Origin of the sequence: Pseudooceanicola sp. (assembly GCF_041987405.1) — a bacterium.
GTDB lineage: Bacteria > Pseudomonadota > Alphaproteobacteria > Rhodobacterales > Rhodobacteraceae > Pseudooceanicola.
In genome coordinates this window covers 941,460-961,331 of the sequence record NZ_JBHIWR010000001.1, presented here as the reverse complement: position 1 = coordinate 961,331, position 19,872 = coordinate 941,460, and the positions used below count along the sequence as shown (strand labels likewise).

Annotated in this window: 22 protein-coding genes and 1 tRNA gene; 13 read left to right on the top strand and 10 right to left on the bottom strand. The window is 65.4% G+C overall.

All coding sequences use genetic code 11. The features are described from left to right. Positions 1-22: 22 nt before the first annotated feature. Entirely contained in the window at positions 23-520 is a 498-nt protein-coding gene (locus ACFC2Y_RS04275) for a GNAT family N-acetyltransferase (protein WP_375175292.1), read from the bottom strand. A gap of 80 nt (positions 521-600) precedes the next feature. Between ACFC2Y_RS04275 and ACFC2Y_RS04270 the strand changes: the two genes are divergently transcribed. Together ACFC2Y_RS04270 and ACFC2Y_RS04265 are read left to right on the top strand one after the other, a co-directional pair. Then, positions 601-1,206, top strand: coding sequence for a flavin reductase family protein (locus tag ACFC2Y_RS04270; RefSeq protein WP_375175293.1), 606 nt, complete (start codon positions 601-603; stop codon positions 1,204-1,206). Positions 1,207-1,347: 141 nt separating this feature from the next. Further along, a complete protein-coding gene (locus tag ACFC2Y_RS04265) occupies positions 1,348-2,100 on the top strand; it encodes a hypothetical protein (protein WP_375175294.1) in 753 nt (250 codons plus the stop codon). Between the two features lie 101 nt (positions 2,101-2,201). On the opposite strand, the gene ACFC2Y_RS04260 is transcribed toward ACFC2Y_RS04265, so the two are convergent. Beyond that, positions 2,202-3,830 (bottom strand): SulP family inorganic anion transporter, encoded by a 1,629-nt coding sequence (locus ACFC2Y_RS04260; protein ID WP_375175295.1) that lies wholly within the window; start codon positions 3,828-3,830, stop codon positions 2,202-2,204. A gap of 206 nt (positions 3,831-4,036) precedes the next feature. Between ACFC2Y_RS04260 and ccmA the strand changes: the two genes are divergently transcribed. The 7 genes from ccmA to ACFC2Y_RS04225 all read left to right on the top strand — a co-directional run bounded on the left by ccmA (position 4,037) and on the right by ACFC2Y_RS04225 (position 8,523). Beyond that, entirely contained in the window at positions 4,037-4,654 is a 618-nt protein-coding gene (ccmA, locus tag ACFC2Y_RS04255) for a heme ABC exporter ATP-binding protein CcmA (protein ID WP_375175296.1), read from the top strand. Then, on the top strand, positions 4,651-5,307 hold the full coding sequence (ccmB, locus tag ACFC2Y_RS04250) for a heme exporter protein CcmB (RefSeq protein WP_375175297.1): 657 nt from the start codon (positions 4,651-4,653) through the stop codon (positions 5,305-5,307). Before ccmA ends, ccmB begins: the two co-directional genes overlap by 4 nt. A gap of 40 nt (positions 5,308-5,347) precedes the next feature. Continuing rightward, positions 5,348-6,079 (top strand): heme ABC transporter permease, encoded by a 732-nt coding sequence (locus ACFC2Y_RS04245; RefSeq protein WP_375175298.1) that lies wholly within the window; start codon positions 5,348-5,350, stop codon positions 6,077-6,079. Next, entirely contained in the window at positions 6,076-6,234 is a 159-nt protein-coding gene (ccmD, locus tag ACFC2Y_RS04240) for a heme exporter protein CcmD (RefSeq protein WP_375175299.1), read from the top strand. Before ACFC2Y_RS04245 ends, ccmD begins: the two co-directional genes overlap by 4 nt. After that, positions 6,227-6,766 carry a DsbE family thiol:disulfide interchange protein gene (locus ACFC2Y_RS04235; protein ID WP_375175300.1) on the top strand — a complete coding sequence of 180 codons (540 nt, stop codon included), beginning with the start codon at positions 6,227-6,229 and terminating at the stop codon, positions 6,764-6,766. Before ccmD ends, ACFC2Y_RS04235 begins: the two co-directional genes overlap by 8 nt. Before the next feature lie 352 nt (positions 6,767-7,118). Then, positions 7,119-7,988, top strand: coding sequence for an S-methyl-5'-thioadenosine phosphorylase (locus ACFC2Y_RS04230; RefSeq protein WP_375175301.1), 870 nt, complete (start codon positions 7,119-7,121; stop codon positions 7,986-7,988). A 1-nt stretch (position 7,989) separates the two neighbouring features. Next, positions 7,990-8,523, top strand: coding sequence for an adenine phosphoribosyltransferase (locus ACFC2Y_RS04225; RefSeq protein ID WP_375175302.1), 534 nt, complete (start codon positions 7,990-7,992; stop codon positions 8,521-8,523). Positions 8,524-8,793: 270 nt separating this feature from the next. On the opposite strand, the gene ptsP is transcribed toward ACFC2Y_RS04225, so the two are convergent. Both ptsP and ACFC2Y_RS04215 read right to left on the bottom strand, forming a co-directional pair. Further along, on the bottom strand, positions 8,794-11,040 hold the full coding sequence (gene ptsP / locus ACFC2Y_RS04220; protein WP_375175303.1) for a phosphoenolpyruvate--protein phosphotransferase: 2,247 nt from the start codon (positions 11,038-11,040) through the stop codon (positions 8,794-8,796). Positions 11,041-11,141: 101 nt separating this feature from the next. Continuing rightward, entirely contained in the window at positions 11,142-11,615 is a 474-nt protein-coding gene (locus ACFC2Y_RS04215) for a MarR family winged helix-turn-helix transcriptional regulator (RefSeq protein WP_375175304.1), read from the bottom strand. A 78-nt stretch (positions 11,616-11,693) separates the two neighbouring features. Between ACFC2Y_RS04215 and ACFC2Y_RS04210 the strand changes: the two genes are divergently transcribed. Next, entirely contained in the window at positions 11,694-12,431 is a 738-nt protein-coding gene (locus ACFC2Y_RS04210; RefSeq protein ID WP_375175305.1) for a hypothetical protein, read from the top strand. Between the two features lie 9 nt (positions 12,432-12,440). Here the strand turns inward: ACFC2Y_RS04210 and ACFC2Y_RS04205 are convergent, their stop codons facing one another. The 5 genes from ACFC2Y_RS04205 to ACFC2Y_RS04185 form a co-directional block, all read right to left on the bottom strand. Beyond that, complete coding sequence (locus ACFC2Y_RS04205) at positions 12,441-12,821, bottom strand: SH3 domain-containing protein (protein ID WP_375175306.1); 381 nt, start codon at positions 12,819-12,821, stop codon at positions 12,441-12,443. 80 nt (positions 12,822-12,901) lie between these two features. Continuing rightward, positions 12,902-14,137 (bottom strand): aspartate kinase, encoded by a 1,236-nt coding sequence (locus tag ACFC2Y_RS04200; protein ID WP_375175307.1) that lies wholly within the window; start codon positions 14,135-14,137, stop codon positions 12,902-12,904. A gap of 96 nt (positions 14,138-14,233) precedes the next feature. Further along, positions 14,234-14,884, bottom strand: a complete 651-nt coding sequence (locus ACFC2Y_RS04195; protein WP_375175308.1) for an SDR family NAD(P)-dependent oxidoreductase — start codon at positions 14,882-14,884, stop codon at positions 14,234-14,236. Between the two features lie 3 nt (positions 14,885-14,887). Next, positions 14,888-15,307 (bottom strand): DUF1178 family protein, encoded by a 420-nt coding sequence (locus ACFC2Y_RS04190; RefSeq protein ID WP_375175309.1) that lies wholly within the window; start codon positions 15,305-15,307, stop codon positions 14,888-14,890. Between the two features lie 63 nt (positions 15,308-15,370). Beyond that, positions 15,371-15,844, bottom strand: a complete 474-nt coding sequence (locus tag ACFC2Y_RS04185) for an NUDIX hydrolase (RefSeq protein WP_375175310.1) — start codon at positions 15,842-15,844, stop codon at positions 15,371-15,373. Between the two features lie 317 nt (positions 15,845-16,161). Between ACFC2Y_RS04185 and ACFC2Y_RS04180 the strand changes: the two genes are divergently transcribed. Then, positions 16,162-16,860 (top strand): CDP-alcohol phosphatidyltransferase family protein, encoded by a 699-nt coding sequence (locus ACFC2Y_RS04180; protein ID WP_375175311.1) that lies wholly within the window; start codon positions 16,162-16,164, stop codon positions 16,858-16,860. 579 nt (positions 16,861-17,439) lie between these two features. On the opposite strand, the gene ACFC2Y_RS04175 is transcribed toward ACFC2Y_RS04180, so the two are convergent. Further along, positions 17,440-17,513: transfer RNA gene (locus ACFC2Y_RS04175), tRNA-Cys, on the bottom strand. 206 nt (positions 17,514-17,719) lie between these two features. Here ACFC2Y_RS04175 and ACFC2Y_RS04170 point away from each other — a divergent pair. Together ACFC2Y_RS04170 and ACFC2Y_RS04165 are read left to right on the top strand one after the other, a co-directional pair. After that, the gene (locus ACFC2Y_RS04170; RefSeq protein ID WP_375175312.1) at positions 17,720-18,373 is read left to right on the top strand and encodes a protein-L-isoaspartate O-methyltransferase; all 654 of its coding nucleotides are present in this window, start codon (positions 17,720-17,722) and stop codon (positions 18,371-18,373) included. Positions 18,374-18,407: 34 nt separating this feature from the next. After that, on the top strand, positions 18,408-19,826 hold the full coding sequence (locus tag ACFC2Y_RS04165; protein WP_375175313.1) for a TolC family outer membrane protein: 1,419 nt from the start codon (positions 18,408-18,410) through the stop codon (positions 19,824-19,826). Positions 19,827-19,872 lie beyond the last annotated feature (46 nt).

Genomic DNA, 19,872 nt, shown 5'->3' with positions numbered 1-19,872 from the left:
ATTTGGTCGCCGCGCCTGCGGATCAAGGGGCAGGGGGCAGATCCCGCATCACCCGCCCCGCGACGCCCGTCCAGGCACCGTCGGTCAGGGCCAACCCCAGCACGCGGTCCGGATTGGTCGGCGGCGGCATTTCCACCCCGTCCAGGCGTTCGAACCCGAAGCGCGCGTAATAGGGGGCATCTCCGACCAGCATCACCCGCGCCCAGCCCTCCGCCTGCGCCTTGTTCAGTGACTCCGCGATCAGCAGCGCGCCCAGCCCCTCGCCCTGATGCGTCGGGTGGACCGCGACCGGGCCCAGCAACAGCACCCGCGCCCTGCCGACCCGCACCGGCCAATACCGGATCGCCCCGGCCACGGTGCCATCACCATCGCGCGCCACAAGGCACAATTCGGCCACCTTGGGCACCTCGTCCCGCAGCCGGTAGGAGGACAGCGCCTCCCGCCCCGGCGCGAAGCAGAGGTCATAGAGGGCCTCGACCTCCCACCAGTCGTCGGCGGTTTCTTCCGTGAGGGTGAACAACCCGCCCGACTCCTCTCCGTTTTCGGGGTTTCAGGCGGAGTAACATGGCGATACCAACAGGGCAAACAGGAGGAACGCGCGTGTTCTACGAACCCAAGGACGGCCATGGCCTGCCCCATAACCCTTTCAACGCCATCGTGACCCCGCGCCCGATCGGCTGGATCTCCAGCCGGGGTACGGACGGGGCGGACAACCTGGCGCCCTACAGTTTCTTCAATGCCGTGGCCTATACGCCGCCACAGGTCATGTTCGCCTCCACCTCCGGCAAGGAGGATCGCGCCTTTGGCAAGGACAGCACGGAAAACATCCGCGATACCGGGTATTTCTGCGTCAATATCGTCGAATACGCCGCCCGCGACGTGATGAACAAGACCTCCGCCACGCTGCCCGCCGGGACCGATGAATTCACCCATGCCGGGATCGAAAAGGCCGACTGCACCCTGATCCCCTGTTCCCGCGTTGCCAATGCGCCCGCCGCCCTGGAATGCCGGATGACGCAGATCGTGACCCTCGAGGGCCAGACCAACCGCCTGGTGCTGGGCGAGGTGATCGGTGTGCATATGCGCGACGATTGCCTGACCGATGGCCTGTTCGACGTGACAAAGTTCCAGCCCCTGACCCGGCTTGGCTACCGCGATTATTCGGTGATCCGCGAGGTCTTCTCCCTCGCGCGGCCCGACGACTGACAGCTGACTGCCATGCCGTCAGGTCACCTGCAAATATGCAACAGAGGGTGACCCCCTCGACACATATCCCGCCGTTTTTAACCCCGGCGAAACCCGCCACGCCAATCTCCGTCATAAGACCAAGAAGAACGGATGGCGGGAATGAACAGGCATATTCTGGTGACCGGGCACATGCGCGCAGGCAGTTCCCTGCTCTACAGCATGTTGCAGCGGACGTTGCGTGGGTTCAACATTCCGGGGCCGGAGTTTCCGGCGCGCGCGGTGATCCATATGCCCGGAAACACCTGTTCCCGGCGCGGATATGACCTCTTTGACTTCGACCGCATCGTCGAGGCCGCAGAGGGGCGCAAGCGGCTGGATGTCATCGTCATGCTGCGCGACCCACGCGATATCCTGACCAGTTTCGACGAACGCCTGCCCGACGATCACGTCTGCTCCGCCGACCGCAGCTATTTCGTCGCCGCCCAGGGCGGGCCGCAGCAGATCCTGCCCGGCCTGCTGGAAACGCATCAGAGGATCGCCGATATCGCCACCTCCGACCGGTTGCCGCAGGGGGTTGTCATGCTGAAATACGAACACCTCGTGGCCGAACCCCGCCGGGTGCAGACCCTTCTGTCCGGCGGGCTGGAGCTGGAGTTCACCGGCGATTTCAGCCAGTACCACACGCGTGAGATCGACAGCCACGGCCCCGATCTGGCAGGCGTCCGCCCCGCCGATGCGCCCAGGGTCGAGAAATGGCGCGCCCCGCATCACCGCGAACGCATCATCGACCAGTTCACCCGCTTTCCCGCCCTGCACGACATGGTTGTCGGGCTGGGGTACGAGGCCGACCGGGGCTGGTTCGACGCCTACATCGCCGAGGGGGCCGAGACGGGGATCGCTCTGGGCGCCTGACGGCCGCAGGCTCGTATCCGACATAGTCCAAAATAAACAGGCCGCCCGGATGTCCCCCGGGCGGCCTGTCTGCATCCATCGACTGCGAGGTCCCGCAGGCCTCAGTGCCCGCCAAGGATCCCGGTGCGGACGTCGTAATCCACCGCCAGCCCGTAATCGGGGTCATCCGCGCTATCCACCATCAGATGGCCGGCCTTGGTCAGCAGCTGGTGACAGTCGCGGCTCAGGTGGCGCAGCTGGATCTTCTTGCCCGCCGCCTCGTATTTCGCCGCCACCGCCTCGATCGCCTGCAACGCCGACTGATCGACCACGCGGCTGTCGGCGAAATCCACGATCACCAGCGAGGGGTCTTCCTTGAGGTCGAAGAGCTCCACGAACCCGTCGGAAGAGCCGAAGAAAAGCGGCCCCTGGATCTGGTAGACCTTGGCCCCCTCCGGCGTCCGGTACGATGTCGCATGGATGCGCCGCGCGTTGTTCCAGGCATAGGCGAGGGCCGACACGATGACGCCCACCACGACGGCCACCGCAAGGTCGGCATAGACCGTCACACAGGTCACCAACACGATCACCACCGCATCGGTCATCGGCACCCGCGCCAGGATGCGCAGCGAATTCCAGGCGAATGTGCCGATCACCACCATGAACATCACGCCGACCAACGCCGCCAGCGGGATCTGTTCGATCAGCGGCGAGGCAAAGAGGATGAACATCAGCAGAAATAGCGCCGCCGCGATCCCCGCGATACGGGTCCGGCCGCCGGATTTCACATTGATCATCGACTGGCCGATCATCGCACAGCCGCCCATGCCGCCGAAGAACCCGGTCACGATGTTGGAGGCCCCCTGCGCCACGCACTCCTGGCTGGCTCCGCCGCGCTGGCCTGTCATCTCGCCGACGAGGTTCAGGGTCAGCAGGCTTTCGATCAACCCGATGGCCGCCAGGATCACCGCATAGGGCAGGATGATCTCCAGCGTCTCCAGTGTGAGGGGGACGGCCGGAATGTGGAACGGCGGCAGCCCGCCCTGGATCGAGGCCAGATCACCGACCCGCGGCACATCCAGCCCGAAGGCGATGACCACGCCCGCGGTGATCGCGATACCCGCCAGCGGGGCCGGAATGACCTTGGTGATGCGCGGCATGACCCAGATGATTGCCATGGTCGCCGCCACGAGGCCCAGCATCATCAGCAGTGGTGCGCCGGTCAGCCACTCGCCCCCGCCCGCGCCATGGCCGGTGCTTTCCACCGTGCCGGGCACCTTGAACTGCGTCAGCTGCGCCAGAAAGATCACGATGGCCAGCCCGTTGACAAAACCCAGCATGACCGGATGCGGCACCAGTCGGATGAACTTGCCCCATCTCATCACCCCGGCGAAGACCTGCAGAATGCCCATCAGAACCACCGTGGCAAAAAGGTATTCGACCCCATGCTCCGCCACCAGCGCCACCATGACCACCGCCAGCGCCCCCGTCGCGCCGGAGATCATGCCGGGCCGCCCGCCAAAGATCGCCGTGATCAGCCCGACAAGGAAGGCCGCATAAAGTCCGACCAGCGGATGCACCCCGGCGACAAAGGCAAAGGCCACCGCCTCGGGCACCAGCGCCAGCGCAACCGTCAGGCCTGCCAGCAGCTCGATCCGGATGCGGCCGGGGGTCATCTTCTCCCCCTGCGAGATCCGCAGGTCGGGCATGGTGATACGGTTGGCGAAAGAGGCCAGGAGGGTCCGGGGCATGGTATTGAGCCTTATGGGGGATGGCTGATGCGCCCCGATACCGGATGCGCTGCAATGCAGCAACCCCCGAGACCCCCGATGCATCGCCTCGGGGGCATCCGGTCGCGGTCTCAACCCTCGGACTTTGCCCCGTACTGCGGAGGTGTCGTAGCATGTTGCGCCACTTGGCGCTTTGCGGCACGGGGCAAATCGGATAGGGCCGAAGCATGAGTTTCAAGGTCGTGGATCTGGGCGTCGCCCGCGGGGGCCTGCCGGTGCTGGAGGGCGTGAACTTTGCCGTTGATCCCGGCGAAGTCATCGTGCTGACCGGCCCGAACGGCGTGGGCAAAACCACCCTCCTGCGCACCCTGGCCGGGCTGCAACCGCCCTATAGCGGCAAGGTGATCGTCCCGGATGTGGAGGCGATGACCTATGCCGCCCATGCCGACGGCATCAAGGCGGTGCTGACCGTGGCCGAAAACCTCTCCTTCTGGGCCAAGGTCCATGGCACCGAGGGGATCGAGACGGCGCTGGACGGGTTCGACCTGCAGGAGCTGCGCGACCGCCCGGCGGGCAGCCTCTCTGCCGGGCAGAAGCGACGCCTGGGTCTGGCGCGGCTGTCGGTGACCGGGCGGCCAATCTGGCTGCTGGATGAACCGACCGTCAGTCTCGACAAGGCCTCGGTGCAGCTCTTCGGCGATGTCGTGCGCGCCCATCTTGACCGGGGCGGCAGCGCGATCATCGCCTCGCATATCGACATGGGGCTGGAGGTCCGGGTGATCGACCTGACCCCGTTTCGCGCCCGCGCCAAGGTGTCGCGCGACTATGACGAGGCCTTCCTGTGATCGCGCTTTTCGTCCGCGACATCCGGCTCGCCGTGCGGGCAGGGGGCGGCTTTGGCCTGGGCCTTGCCTTCTTCCTGATCGTGGTCGTGCTGGTCCCCTTCGCCGTCGGGCCGGAGGTCGCCCTGCTGGCCCGGATCGCCCCCGGCGTCCTCTGGATCGGCGCACTTCTGGCCTGCCTCCTGTCGCTGGACCGCATCTTCGCGCTGGACCGCGAGGACGGATCGCTCGACCTGCTGGCCACCTCCCCCCTGCCGCTGGAAGGCGTGGTGGCGGTCAAGGCCCTGGCCCATTGGGTCACCACCGGCCTGCCGCTGGTCGTGGCCGCCCCCGTTCTGGGCGTGCTGATGTCCCTGCCCGAAGAGGGCTATGTCTGGCTGGTCATCTCGCTGGCCATCGGCACGCCGGCCCTGTCGGCCATCGGGGCCTTCGGCGCGGCGCTGACCGTGGGGATCAAACGCGGCGGGCTGCTGATGTCGCTGCTGGTGCTGCCGCTCTATGTCCCGACGCTGATCTTCGGGGCAGAGGTCGCGCGCGCCGGGGCCACCGGCCTGGCCCTGGAAACCCCGCTGGTCCTGCTGGCGGCGGTCAGCTGCGTGGCCCTCGCCCTCTTGCCCTTTGCCAGCGCGGCGGTATTGAGGATGAACCTGCGGTAATGTGATTTGCCGCCCCCATCTGAGGAGATAGAGAGGGCGCATGGGCTCGATCTGGGAATATGCCAATCCGAAGAAATTCACGCGGACCGTCGACGTGGTGTTGCCGCCCGTGGCTGTCCTGGCCGCCCTCTCGCTGGTCGTGGGGCTGGTCTGGGGCTTCTTTTTCACTCCGGACGACTACAAGCAGGGCTCCACGGTCAAGATCATCTACCTGCATGTCCCCTCGGCCCTGCTGGCGATCAACACCTGGCTGATGATGCTGGCCGCCTCTCTGATCTGGCTGATCCGGAGGCACCATGTCTCCGCCCTCGCGGCCCGCGCCGCCGCACCCGTGGGCGCGGTGATGACCGTGATCGCACTGGTCACCGGGGCCATTTGGGGTCAGCCGATGTGGGGCACATGGTGGGCCTGGGACCCGCGGCTGACCTCCTTCCTGATCCTCTTCCTCTTCTATCTCGGTTACATCGCGCTCTGGGCCGCGATCGAGAATGACGACACCGCCGCCGATCTGACCTCGGTCCTCTGCATCGTCGGCTCGGTCTTTGCGATCCTGTCGCGTTATGCGGTGAATTTCTGGAACCAGGGTCTGCACCAGGGCGCCTCCCTCTCCCTCGACAAGGAGGAGAACGTGGCCGATGTCTTCTACTACCCGCTGCTGATGACCATCGGCGGCTTTGTCCTTCTCTTCATTGCCCTGGTGCTGCTGCGCACGCGGACGGAAATCCGCGCACGGCGCACCCGGGCGCTTCTGGCGCGGGAGCGGATGATATGATCCCCGATCTGGGCAAATACGCAGGCGCCGTCCTGTCCTCCTACGGGGCCTCGCTGGCGCTGATCGCGGCGCTGGTGGCGGTCAGTGTCTGGCGGTCGAAACGCGCGCTCCGGGCGCTGCGCGAGGTCGAGGCGCGGGTGAAACGCGATGGCTAGAATATCTCCGCTGATGATGCTGCCGCCGGTGCTGTTCGGCGGTCTGGCGGTACTGATGCTTGTCGGGCTTCAGCGCGAGGATCCCGACCAATTGCCCACGGCCTTCGCGGGCAAGCAGGCCCCCGGGGTCGAACTGACCCCGCTTGGCGAGATGGCCCTGTTCGATGACGCGACGCTGCGCGACGGCGAGGTGAAACTGGTGAATTTCTGGGCCTCCTGGTGCGCCCCCTGCCGCGTCGAACATCCCAGCCTGACGCAACTGGCCGAAGAGGGGATCACCGTGCTCGGCGTCAACTACAAGGACCAGCCTGACAAGGCGCTCGGCTTCCTCGCGGAACTGGGCAACCCCTATGATGCGGGCGGCGCCGATCCCAATGGGCGCATGGCGCTGAACTGGGGCCTCTACGGCGTGCCGGAAACCTATGTGATTGATGGCGAAGGCAATATCGTGCTGCGCTTCGCCGGCCCGGTGACGCAGCGGGTCATCGAGAACGACATCCGCCCCGCGCTGGCGAAGGCGGCGGGGGAATAGGGGCGCTTCTCTGCGTCCCACATGGCTGGAAAACATGGGCGCAATACGCGCAATCGGCTTAACCTGGCTCACGCTGATCTGTCTTCCTTGATGAGGGCAGCGCCGCCCGTCACGCCAAAGGCGTGCCAGCCTATTTTGGCGCACCTTCGGTGCGGCGGGACGCTTGATCGGAGTTGGTCTTAATAGATAGGCGTAGAGGCGACCGAATATACCGCGATGGCTCGCCCACGGTCGCGCCTATATATGGACACCCCAGCCCCGTCCCCGGAACTATCGCGCAGCCCTGCCCACAGCCGCCTTGTCCTCCGCCCTCAGACACGCCAGAAATGCCGGGGCAACAGGGGATTGCAAAATGACAGAACCGATGCTGGCCGTGATCGGCGGCTCCGGCCTTTACGAAATCGACGGGCTGCAGGACGCACGCTGGCACCGTGTCACCACGCCCTGGGGCGATCCCTCCGACGCGATCCTCACCGGCACGCTGGACGGGTTGCGCCTGGCTTTCCTGCCGCGCCACGGACGCGGCCATGTGCACAGCCCGACCGATGTCCCCTACCGCGCCAATATTGACGCGCTAAAACAGCTTGGCGCGACCCATGTGCTGTCGGTCTCCGCCTGCGGCTCCTTCCGGGAGGAGATGGCGCCGGGCCATTTCGTCATCGTCGATCAGTTCATCGACCGCACCGTGAACCGCGAGAAGAGCTTCTTCTCCTCCGGCTGCGTCGCCCATGTCTCCATGGCCCATCCGACCTGCACCGCCCTTGGTGCGGTGGCCGCACAGGCTGCCCGTGACGCCGGCGTGACCGTCCATGAGGGCGGCACCTACCTGGCGATGGAGGGGCCGCAGTTCTCCTCCCTCGCCGAAAGCCGGATGTACCGCGAGCATTGGGGCTGCGATGTCGTCGGCATGACCAACATGCCCGAGGCCAAGCTCGCCCGCGAGGCGGAGCTGCACTACGCCACCGTGGCCATGGTCACCGATTATGACAGCTGGCACCCCGATCACGGGGAGGTCGATGTGACCCAGATCATCGCCACGCTCACCGCCAATTCGAACCATGCCCGCCAGATGATCGCCGCACTGCCCGCCCTGATGCCGCCCGCCTGCACCCAGGGCTGCGACCGGGCGCTGGAGTTCGCCATTCTGACCGCCCCGGACAAACGCGACCGGGCATTGGTCCATCGCCTGTCGACCGTGGCGGGCCGGGTTCTGGGAGGCTGAGATGACGAGAACGGTCAAGGATTACATCCGCACCATCCCCGATTTCCCGCACGAGGGGATCATGTTCCGCGACGTGACGACGCTCTTCTCCGATCCGCGCGGCTTCCGCATGGCCATCGACCAGATGGTCGCCCCCTTCGCCGGGCAGCGCATCGACAAGGTCGTCGGGCTGGAGGCGCGGGGGTTCATCCTCGGCGGCGCGGTGGCGCATCAGCTGTCGACCGGCTTTGTCCCGGTGCGCAAGGCGGGCAAACTGCCGGGCAGGGTGATCGGACAGGATTACACGCTCGAATACGGACAGGCCCGGGTGGAGGTGCACGACGACGCCATCGCCGCCGGAGAGCGCGTGCTGATCGTCGACGACCTGCTCGCCACCGGTGGCACGGCGGAGGCCGGGATCAAGCTGGTCGAACGTCTGGGCGGAGAGATCATCGGCTGCGCCTTCATCGTCGACCTGCCGGAGTTGGGCGGGCGCAAGCTGCTGCAATCGCTCGGGATACCGCTAGTCACACTGTGTGACTTCGAGGGCGCCTGACACGACCGTCCCGGCCCCCGCGCCGGGACCCCGCTGGCCATGGGTGGAAACGGATCCTTACCCGCAGATCCCCCGACATTCAGTGGTCACCTCGCTGCCCGCTGTGTGATCGTGTTGCGCGGGGCCCCGGCGCGAGGCCGGGGCAGACCTTTGGCCCTCCGCTCCGAACCTTCCCCCATGTCCCGGCCCCCGCGCCGGGACCTCGCGGTTCCGCGCGACCCGTTGACCCTTGCCGCCCCCCCGAGGCCCCGGCGCAAGGCCGGGGCATGCCTACCCCTCCGACGAGCGCAGGAACTCCATCACCGGGCCGCGCACCGATTGCAGACCGTCCTCGCGCGCCTGTTCGATCACCTGCCGCAGTGCCCCAAGATCGGTCCGCATCAGCAGGGATTTCACCGGCCCGATCGACGCCGGCCGCATCGACAGCGTGCGCAAACCGATGGCCGCCAGACACAGCGCCTCGACCGGCCGCCCGGCATCCTCGCCGCAGAAACTCAGCCGCGTGCCGGTGTCGGCGCAGCGATCCACGATCCCCTGCAGGAAGGTCAGGAAGGACACGTTGAGCGTGTCATACCGCCGCCGCACCCGTTCGTTTTCCCGGTCAGCGGCAAAGAAGAACTGCTTCAGGTCGTTGCCCCCGATCGACAGGAATCCCACCTCCTCGAAGAAGCGTCGCGGCGCATAGGCGAGGCTGGGTGTTTCCAGCATCGCGCCCAGCTCCAGGCTTTCGGGGATCGGATGGCCGAGGATGCGTTCCCGCTCCAGCGCCTTGTCCATCTCCGCCCGGGCGGCGCGATATTCGTCATATTGCGCGACAAAGGGGAACATCACCGACAGCGGCCGACCAGAGGCCGCCCGGATCAGCGCCTGCAACTGCATCCGCATCACCCCCGGCTTATCCAGGCCCACGCGGATCGCCCGCCAGCCAAGCGCCGGGTTCGGCTCGTCCGTCGGCTTCATGTAGGACAGCACCTTGTCCGACCCGATGTCGAGCGTGCGGAAGACCACCTTCTTGCCGCCCGCGCTGTCCATTACCTTGGCATAGAGCGCCGACAGCTCAGACCGGCGCGGCATCTGGTTGCGGATCAGGAACTGCAGCTCTGTCCGGAACAGACCAACCCCTTCGGCCCCCGACCCCTTGAGCGAGGGCAGATCGGCCATCAGACCGGCGTTCATCATCAGGTGCACCCGCTGGCCGCAGGCCGTCACCGTGGGCATGTCCCGGATCGAGCCGTAGCGCTCCTGCGCCTTGGCCTCCATCGCCATCTTGTCGCGGAAGGCGGTGACGACGGTATCCTCGGGCCGGAGGTGGGCCGAGCCATTGTCCCCGTCCAGCATGATATGATCGCCGTTCAGCGCCTCGGTTGTGATCCGGTCTGCATGGATGATCAGCGGGATCGCCAGCGACCGCGCCACGATGGCGGCATGCGACCCGACGGAGCCCTCTTCCAGCACGATCCCCCGCAGCGACCGCCCGTAGTCCAGCAGCTCCGCCGGGCCGATATTGCGCGCCACCAGGATCGGGTCGGGCGGCATATCCGCGCCGGTTTCCTTGCCCTGACCCGACAGGATGCGCAGCAGCCGGTTTGACAGATCGTCCAGGTCGTGCAGCCGTCCGCGCAGGTAGGGGTCGGTGATCGCCTCCATTCGGGCGCGGGCGGTGGATTGCTCCTTCTCCACGGCGGCCTCGGCGGACAGACCGCGGGCGATGTCCTCCTCCATCCGCCGCATCCACCCGCGGGAGTTGGCGAACATCCGGTAAGCTTCCAGAACCTCCAGCTGCTCCTTGTCGCCATTGGCGATGCCGGAGACCATGCGATCCACCGCATCGCGCAGCTGTTCCGCCGCATCCAGCAGCCGCTCGCGTTCGCGGTGCGGGTCGTCGGCGATCGGGTTGGTGATGACCACGCGCGGTTCGTGCAGCCAGACATGGCCCTCCGCCGTGCCCTCCTGACCGGTCGCGCCGCGAAAGACCACCGGCTTGGTATGCAGGGCCGTCAGCGCCGCGCCTTCGCCGATAAAGGCGCCCAGCTCGGCCATTTCCGCCAGCACCATGGCAACCACTTCCAGCGCCGTGATCTCGTCTTCGGAGAACCGCCGTGCCACCTTGGACTGAACCACCAGAACGCCCAGCTTTTCGCCCAGCCTCTGGATCGGCAGACCGGCGAAGGAGGAATAGATCTCTTCCCCGGTTTCCGCCATGTAGCGGAAGCCCGGTTCTGACGGCGCATCGGGTGTGTTGATCGTGCGCCCGGTCCGGGCAACCCGACCGACCAGACCCTCGCCCAGGCGCATCCGCGTCTGGTGGACCGCCTCGGGCTTCAGGCCCTCTGTCGCACAAAGCTCCAGCGTTTCGGAATCGCGGAACAGATAGACGGAACACACCTCCGTCTTCATGGAATCGGCGATGAGGTGGGTGATCATGTCCAGACGCGCCTGGCCTGCGGTCTCTTCGGCCATGGCCGTACGCAGCCGCGCCAGCAATTGGCGGCTATCTGTCTGGAAGTCGTTGCTCATGTCGTCCGACGCCACCTTCTCTACTCTTTGCTGATTAGACCAGTCGCGGTTCAATTACCAACCGCTTATGCCGGGGGGCGACGATCCGTCTGCACCGGGGGTCATGCAACAGGGGATCCGCCGTCCCCGCTGACCGGGGGACCGGGCGCGTCGAGGTTGGCGGAAACCTGACGCAGAATGGCGAGTACGCGGGACGCGTCCTCCGCCGTCACGCCCGCCATGGCCCGCGCGATCAACGGGGTGATCACCGACATCACCTCGGGCTCAAACGCCGCGCCGACAGGCGTCACGGCGATGCGCACAGTGCGGCGGTCGTCTGCGCTGCTTTGCCGTTCGATCAGCCCTTTGCGAACCAGCCGGTCGATCATCCGGGTCACCGTGGTCCGGTCGCGGAAGGTCGTCGCGGCAAGTTCGGTCATGCGCTGAGGCCCACGTGACCAGATGACCATGAGGATCGCCCATTCCTCCGGCGTCAGGTCGATGCCCTTTTCAGTAAAGGCCTTTTGCGCCTCGGACCGGATTTGAAAGGACAGGCGGTTGATCCAATGGGGCAGGGTGTCTTCGAAAGCGAACAAGGGTGGCCTCTTGCATTTAGGTGCAAATGCACATATGTGAGTTTACACATAGTTTAGCGCCGGGCGGAAGGGAACGAAATGACAGACCTCAAAACGACCGGCCTCAGAACAACCGGCTTGGAAGCGGACTATCCCAAGGTGTCCCTGATCGACGCCGACGGGCGCGGCTATGTCTGGATCGGGGCAGAGGTCGATTGGCGGCCCCCGTTTCTCTACGGCTGGATGAGCCGTCGCAAACGCAGGGTCCTCGCCCTCATGAAATCGGTGAAGCCCAAGGGGGCCGAGGTGTCGGTCTTCCGGGCCTGGCTGGTCCCCCCGGGCCGGGGCCGATATCTGAAGGACAGGCCGGAGGTGCATGTCGCCCGCTACGACGCCGTCCTTCTCCTGGCCTTTCCCACCCTGGCAGAGGCGCGGGACTGGATCGACGGTGCGGAAGCATTTCTGTCCGAAATCAGAGCCGTGTCGAAACGTGTCGATCACCACGTGCTGACCAATGCGCGCCGGATCGGTCCGGTGGATCACGACCGGGATGGGATATTCCTCTTCAACTACTTCGTCGCCGACGACCGGGATGTGAACCTTGCCATCTGGGAACACACCGCCGGATGGTTCCAACATGCGACCGGTCTCGACAATTCGACCCTGCTGATCCCGGAAGAGGCCTCCGACTATACCGTCATCAACCATTGCAGATGGGACGGGCCGTCCGACATCCTTCCGGCGCTGATCTTCCGCCGTGATTTCCGCAGCTTCGTCCTGCGCTCGTTCGAGCTCAACAAAACCGCCGCGACGCCGGTGCTCTACAGGCTGGCCTGACCGACCCGGTCAGCCGATATCCAGAACCTTGACCCAGTTCCGGTGCACCCATCCCTTGTAGGTATAGGGCAGGGGGCGCGGCGTGGTGGAACAGCCGAAATCCTCGCCATTGCCGCGGTAGACAACACCCAGCCAGTCACCGCGCACTTCGTAGATCTCCAGCTTGTCGCCGTTATAGACCTCATCGAGCTTGCGGTAATTCGACCCTGGACCGGAGCGCACTGAGAGGAACCCGTCCCCATCGGCCTTCAGCCCCTGAACCTGCCCGATGGAATACCAGGCGGCCTGACAGTCGCGATAGGGGTTCTCGGTAATCGGCACGTCCAGGTCATTGGCCTGGGCGGAGAGCGGCAGAAGGGAGAGAAGGAAACAGAGGGTCAGTCGGCGCATGGTAACCTCACAAGGAAAAGGGGGCATTCAATGCCCCCATCCTAATCCCGATTCTGTCTAATCAGAAACCCCCTCGCGGGTCAGATCTTCTCCAGCTCAAACGCATCATGCAGCGCCTGCACGGCCAGCTCCATGTACTTGCGGTCGATCAGGACGGAGATCTTGATCTCCGATGTGGCGATGACCTTGATGTTGACGCCCTCGTCGGAGAGCGTCTTGAACATCTTGGCCGCGACGCCCGACTGCGACCGCATCCCGATGCCGACGGCCGAGACCTTGGCGACATTGGTATCCGCGACGAGATCGTGGAAGTTGATGTCGCCCTTGTCCTTCGCCGCGTTCAGCGCCTTTTCCGCCCGCGCCACCTGATCCACGGGGCAGGAGAACGTCATGTCCGTCCGCCCCTCTTCGGCGATGTTCTGGACGATCATGTCCACGTTGATCCCCGCTTCGGCCAGCGGACCAAAGATCGCCGCGGCGATGCCGGGACGGTCGGCGACCGAGATAAGGGTCATCTTCGCCTCATCCCGCGAATAGGCAATGCCGGAGACCGGACGATTTTCCATGATTTCCTCCTCGGCACAGACCAGCGTGCCGGCTTCATCAGATTGTTCCTCGAAGGACGACAGCACCCGCAGCCGCACCCCGAACCGCATCGCCAACTCGACCGAGCGGGTCTGCAGCACCTTCGCGCCAAGCGAGGCCAGCTCCAGCATCTCTTCGAACGCGATCTTGTCGAGTTTGCGGGCCCTGTCGGTGATGCGCGGGTCGGTCGTGTAGACCCCGTCGACATCGGTATAGATATCGCAGCGCTCCGCATTGAAGGCGGCGGCAAAGGCGACGGCGGTCGTGTCCGACCCACCCCGGCCAAGCGTGGTGATGCGCCCCTCGGGGCTGATCCCCTGGAAGCCGGCCACGACGGCCACCTTCATGCCCTGGGCAAACTTGGCGCTGATATTGTCGGTCGGGATCTCCTCGATCCGGGCCGAGCTGTGGGCGTTGTTGGTCTTCAGCGGCACCTGCCAGCCCTGCCAGGAGCGCGCGGGCACATCCATTTCCTGCAGGGTCAGCGCCATCAGGCCCGCCGTGACGTTCTCGCCCGAGGACACGACGGCGTCATATTCCCGGGCATCGTAGAACTTGGAGGTCTCGCCGACCCAACCGACAAGCTCGTTCGTCTTGCCGGCCATGGCCGAGACGATGACGATCACGTCATAGCCCTTGGCGACCTCCACCCCGACGCGTTTCGCGGCGCGGCGGATGCGGTCCAGCGTGGCGACAGAGGTGCCGCCGAATTTCATCACGAGAACGGGCATGAACGCTCCCCAACCTTGTTCCGCGGCGGTTTAGTGAGGTCGGGGGGAAAGCGCAAGATGCCCCGGATTTCGGGGCGTTGATCGCGCACGAAGGTGTCAGTAGGGCACCGGCACCCCGTCATAGGTTTCGAAACATCCCGTGGAGGCGACCGATAGGGCATCGAACCGCGCCATCAGCCCCGTAACGGAGGTCGCGACGTCGATATCCGCCCCAGTCCCGCCCATGTCCGTCTGAACCCAGCCCGGGTGATAGGCGCCAACGGCGATCCCCTCACCCGCCAAATCGCGGGCCAGGTTCCGCGCCAGGTTCACCGCCGCCGCCTTGGAAGACCGATAGATATAGGACCCGCCCGGTGCCCGTTCCTGGCTGCCCATGGCCGAGGCGATCACCGCCACACGCGCGCCCGTCGTCCGACGCAGCGCAGGCAGCAGGGCCTGGACCGTCAGGAAGGGCCCGGCGACGTTCACCGCCATGGCGCGGGACCAGTCGGCGGGCGCAAAACCGCTTTCGATCGCGTGCCCCTTGTCCGGATAGATCCCGGCATTGCACAGCAGCAGATCCAGCGCCCCGTCCCCGACCGCCGCGGCGAGCGGGGCAAAATCCGGCTCCGCCTGCGCCAGGTCCAGCGGGATCAGACCGTTGCCGCCCGTGGTGGAGGTGCCGATGACCTCGTCCCCCCGCGCCCGGTAACGCGCGGCAAGCTCCGCCCCGATGCCGCGGCTCGCCCCGGTAATCACGATACGCATAAGTCAGTTGGCCTTTCGGTTCGGTGCAAAGGGCAGCGGCAGGACAGGCACCCCGTCCTCCAGCAGTTGGCGCGCCTCGTCCAGCTTCGCCTCGCCGTGGATCTGTCGCGCCTCGGCCTCGCCGTCATGGATGCGACGGGCCTCTTTCGCGAAATCCGCGCCGACGTAATCCGACTCCGCCTCGATCTTCCGGCGCAACTCCGCCAGGGCCTGTTCCGCCGGGCTGGCCGGTTCGGACAAGGGCCGCGCCGCCTCGCGCCCTGTGCGGACGCGCGGGGCCATCACGGCCTTTTCCACATGGGTGGAGCCGCAGACAGAACAGCCGACCATCCGCTGCGCCTTGAGCGTTTCGAAGGCGTCTGCCGATTTGAACCAGCTGTCGAACCGGTGGTCGCGGTCGCATTTGAGGCTGAACTGGATCATGGGAACCCGGGTTGTGAACCTGTTGACATACATAGCGCGCACCCCGGGTGATGCAAGCGCGGGTCACTTCAGTTTGGAGGGGTCGAACTCCCGGATCAGGGCGGCCAGGTCCGGCTCGTCCACCTTCTTGGCGGCCTTCTTGCGGCTGAACCACTTGCGGTCGCGTTCGTTCGCTTCCGGGTATTCGGCCCGCAGAAGGCGCACGCGCACGGGGAACAGCGTGCCGACACAGGGCACCTCCTGTCCGTCATCCAGCACCTTGTAATAGGTGTAATGGCCGATCGGCTCTTTCCGGACGCGGCCGATCACCCCGGCCTCTTCGGCGGCTTCGGTCAGCGCGGCCTCATGCGGCGCCTTCCTGGACATGGGCCAGCCCTTGGGGACGATCCACCGTTTGGTGCCCCGGCTGGTGATCAGCAGGACGCGGACCTTGTCGTTCACGACCCGGTAGCAGAGCGCCGCATATTGCTCGCGGATTGAATCCTCGTCCAGTTTTCGGAAGTCCTTCGGCATGGCCAAACGGCGAATGAAACTCACAACCGACCTCGTACCCTGAAGTGGCCCTGCGACCGGCGGGGCTGACCAAATGCTCGTACTTGGAATAAGTGTAGTATGGTCCCGCCGTTCAAACAACCATATCGAGCCCGGATAGCCCCATGTTCTCCGCGCCCCGGCCCGCATCACAGGCCGCGCGGCATTTGGCCCCCGCGCCGGATCGCATCTGCCGGTGCCGACGCAATGCGCCCCGATCTGCGCCACGGCAGGCCCCTCCTTCGCCCGAAATCCTCTGCCGATCCGGGCAGAGGGACACCGGTTCTGCTTTCTTTTCGCCTTGGATGCGCTAAGACAGACAGATGTCGTCCACCGTGCTCAGAGCCTTTTCGGTCCACGTTCTGACCGCCACCGGTGCGGTCTTTGCCATGCTCGCGCTGCTTGCAGCCGTGGATGAGCGATGGGGAAACATGTTCCTCTGGCTCGTCGTGGCCTTTGCCGTGGACGGGGTGGATGGGCCGCTGGCGCGGAAATACGACGTCCGGACCCATGCGCCGCATATCGACGGCGCCCTGCTGGATCTGATCATCGACTATCTGACATATGTCTTCATCCCGGCCTATGCGCTGTTTCAGTCCGGCATTCTGCCCGGCATCTGGGCCTGGAGCGCGCTGTTCCTCATCACCCTGACCAGCGGCCTGTACTTTGCGGGTAACTGGATGAAAACAAACGATAATTCATTCCAGGGGTTCCCGGGGTGCTGGAACATGATGATTCTGGTCCTCTTCGCGACCGAACCGCCGACCTGGCTGATTCTGGTTCTGATCGTGGTGCTGGCGGCGGCGATGTTCATGCCGTTGAAGTTCATTCACCCCACGCGAACGAAGCGCTGGCGGCGCATGTCGCTTCCCGTGGCGGTGCTGTGGACGGTCTTCGGGGCCTGGGCCTCGCTGGCGCATTTCGACCCGGGCCCGTTGGTGCAGGTCGGACTGTTCGCGACCAGCATCTATCTGCTGGGGGCGGGCATTGCCCAACAGGCGCTGGACCTTATCCGCGGATAAGTCATTAATAATTCAGTAATATTTCTTAAGGCACCGTACGGTGGGTCGGCAGGGTGAGCTAATTCGCCCCTTCGGTTCCGTCGGCAGGCGTCAGCTCTGGCCGTCGGGTTTGGGAGGCTCCGTCAAGGGATCGTCCGGCATGTCGAGGAACGGATCCGAGGCAAGGTCCGGGGGCACGTCGTGATCGGGGCCTGTCCGGCATCGGCGTCGGCGTCCGGCAGGGATGCCAGGTCAGGCCCGGTCTGAGCGCGATGATCCGTGGCGTCGGCAATATGCTGGACCGTGTCCTCCAGCCCGGCGGCGACATCGTCGGGCGAGATCGGATGCGGATCGCCGGATCAGATCCCGGCCCCGCAGCGTGCCAGCACCTCAGCGATGGGCAAACACTTGTGTAGCTTGGGCGAGCGTAAGCGTTGGCCTCGACCAAGTAGCGGCACAGCATCAGGCAAGACACGGTTGACGCAAAGTAGATCGTCGCGCCGGACCGGTGGAGTATTCGGCTAGCCAAACAATGGCCAAGTAAGCCAATTGATCATAGACCGCCATATCTGAGATATGCTGCAATTGTTTGGAAAACCGTGGAGGCGAGTACCGGAATCGAACCGGTGTACACGGATTTGCAATCCGCTGCGTCACCACTCCGCCAACTCGCCTCGGAACGGTCCGCGTGGACTAGCCGATCTCGGGCGGCGCTGCAAGCCTTATGCGGTGGCCGCATGTGGGGCGACAGCCGGGGTGGAAGCCGGGGGTGGGGCGCTTGGTCCACATATTGGTGTCATATGTGCCCGGGACATTGCCCGGGCCCGCAAGATATGTCAGAACCGCCTCCAAAGACAGTACCGGACGGACAAGCTCACAGATGACAGATTTCGCCGCGCGCCGCACCATGATGGTCGATACCCAGATCCGGCCTTCCGATGTCACCAAATTTCCGATCATCGAAGCCATGCTGGCCGTGCCGAGAGAGGCCTTCGTGCCCGCGGACCGGCAGGATGCGGCCTATCTGGGCGACAATATCGACCTCGGCCAGGGCCGGGTGATGCTGGAGCCACGCACGCTGGCCAAGATGCTGGACGCGCTGGATGTGCAGCCGGATGAACTGGTGCTCGATCTGGGCGCGGGGTCGGGCTATTCCGCCGCCGTGCTCTCGCGCCTCGCAGAGGCGGTGATCGCACTGGAAGAGGATGAGGCCCTGCTGGGCGATGCACAGTCCACCCTTTCGGATGTCGGCGCCGACAATGTGGTCCTGCACGAGGGGCCGCTGACCGAAGGCGCGGCGGATCTCGGCCCCTTCGATGCGATCATTGTCGAAGGCGCGGTGGAGCATCTGCCGGAGACGATCACGGATCAGCTGAAGGATGGCGGCCGTATCGCCGTGCTGTTCCAGGAAGGGCGGCTGGGCACCGTGCGGATCGGCTATCGGATCGACGGCCAGATCAACTGGCGCTTCGCCTTCAATGCCGGGGCCCCGGTTCTGCCGGGGTTCCAACGACATGAGGCCTTCAGCCTCTGAACAACAAAGAACGGGCCGGAGCAGGGGAGAAAACATGAGCAGGTTGACCTTTTCGATGAAATCCGCCGCCATGGCCCTGAGCCTGGTTCTGGGGCTCAACGCCGCGCCGGCCAAGGCCGAAACCCTGGCCGATGCCATGGCCGCCGCCTACGAGCACTCCGGCCTGCTGGAGCAGAACCGGGCGCTGCTGCGGGCCGCCGACGAAAACGTGGCCCAGGCCATCGCGCAGTTGCGTCCGATCGTCGCCTGGAGCGGGAACCTCGCCCGCGACCTGGGGCGGAATGCGACCGCGGCCAGCGGCTTCACTCTGGTAAACTCGGACAGCGCGTCGCTCTCGCTCACCCTCTCGGCGGAGCTTGTGCTTTATGATGGCGGCCAGACCGCCCTTGGGGTCGAGGTGGCGAAGGAATCCGTGCTCGCCACGCGTGAGGGCCTGACCTCGCTCGAGCAGCAGGTGCTGCTGCGGGCGGCCAATGCCTTCCTCAATGTCCGCCGGGCCTCCGAATTCGTGGCCCTGCGCGAAAGCAACACACGGCTGATTACCCAGGAACTGCGCGCCGCGCGGGACCGGTTCGAGGTGGGCGAAGTCACCCGGACCGATGTTTCGCTGGCCGAGGCACGGCTGGCCGCTGCCCGATCCGGCCTCGCCGCGGCCCAGGGCGATCTGGCCCGCGCGCAGCTGGAATACCTGGCGGCCGTGGGTCACAAACCCGGTCGTCTGACGCCCTCAAGTCACGTTGGCCGCCTGCCCACATCGCTGGAGGCGGCCAGCACCACGGCGCTGCGTCAGCATCCGGACATGGCCCAGGCCCGGCGACAGGCCACTGTCGCGGATCTGCGCGTGCAACTCGCGGATGCCGCGCTGAGCCCGACATTTTCGCTGACCGGTCGTGCCACGCTGAGCGATACCCTGAGGTCCGGGGCGCATGGGCGCAATGCGTCGATCGGGATCACCGGGCAGCAGACGATCTATGCCGGCGGGCGGCTCAGTTCGCTGCAGCGACAGTCGATGCAGAATCGCGATGCGGCGCGGGCCAACCTGCACGTCGTGTCCCATACGATCCGGCAAAATGTCGGCAACGCCCTGGCCACCCTCCAGGTCGCGCGGGCCTCGATCCAGGCGGGGCAGCAACAGATCCGTGCCGCGCAGGTGGCCTTCCGTGGCGTGCGCGAAGAGGCGCAGCTTGGCGCCCGGACCACGCTGGATGTGCTCAACGCCGAACAGGAATTGCTCGACGCGCGGGCAACTCTCATCTCGGCACAGGTTGACGAATTATCTGCAGGATATACGTTGCTCGCGGCGATGGGAGAACTCACCGCTCAGAAGCTGAAGCTCAAGGTCAGAATCTACGACCCTGCGGGCTATTACAACATGGTCAAGGATGCACCGGCTGGCCTGAGTGAGCAGGGCAAGAAACTCGATCGGGTTCTGCGCCGCATAGGCAACGATTAAAATCAGCCACATCCATTGAGATAACCCGCCCTTCGCGTTACCTTGA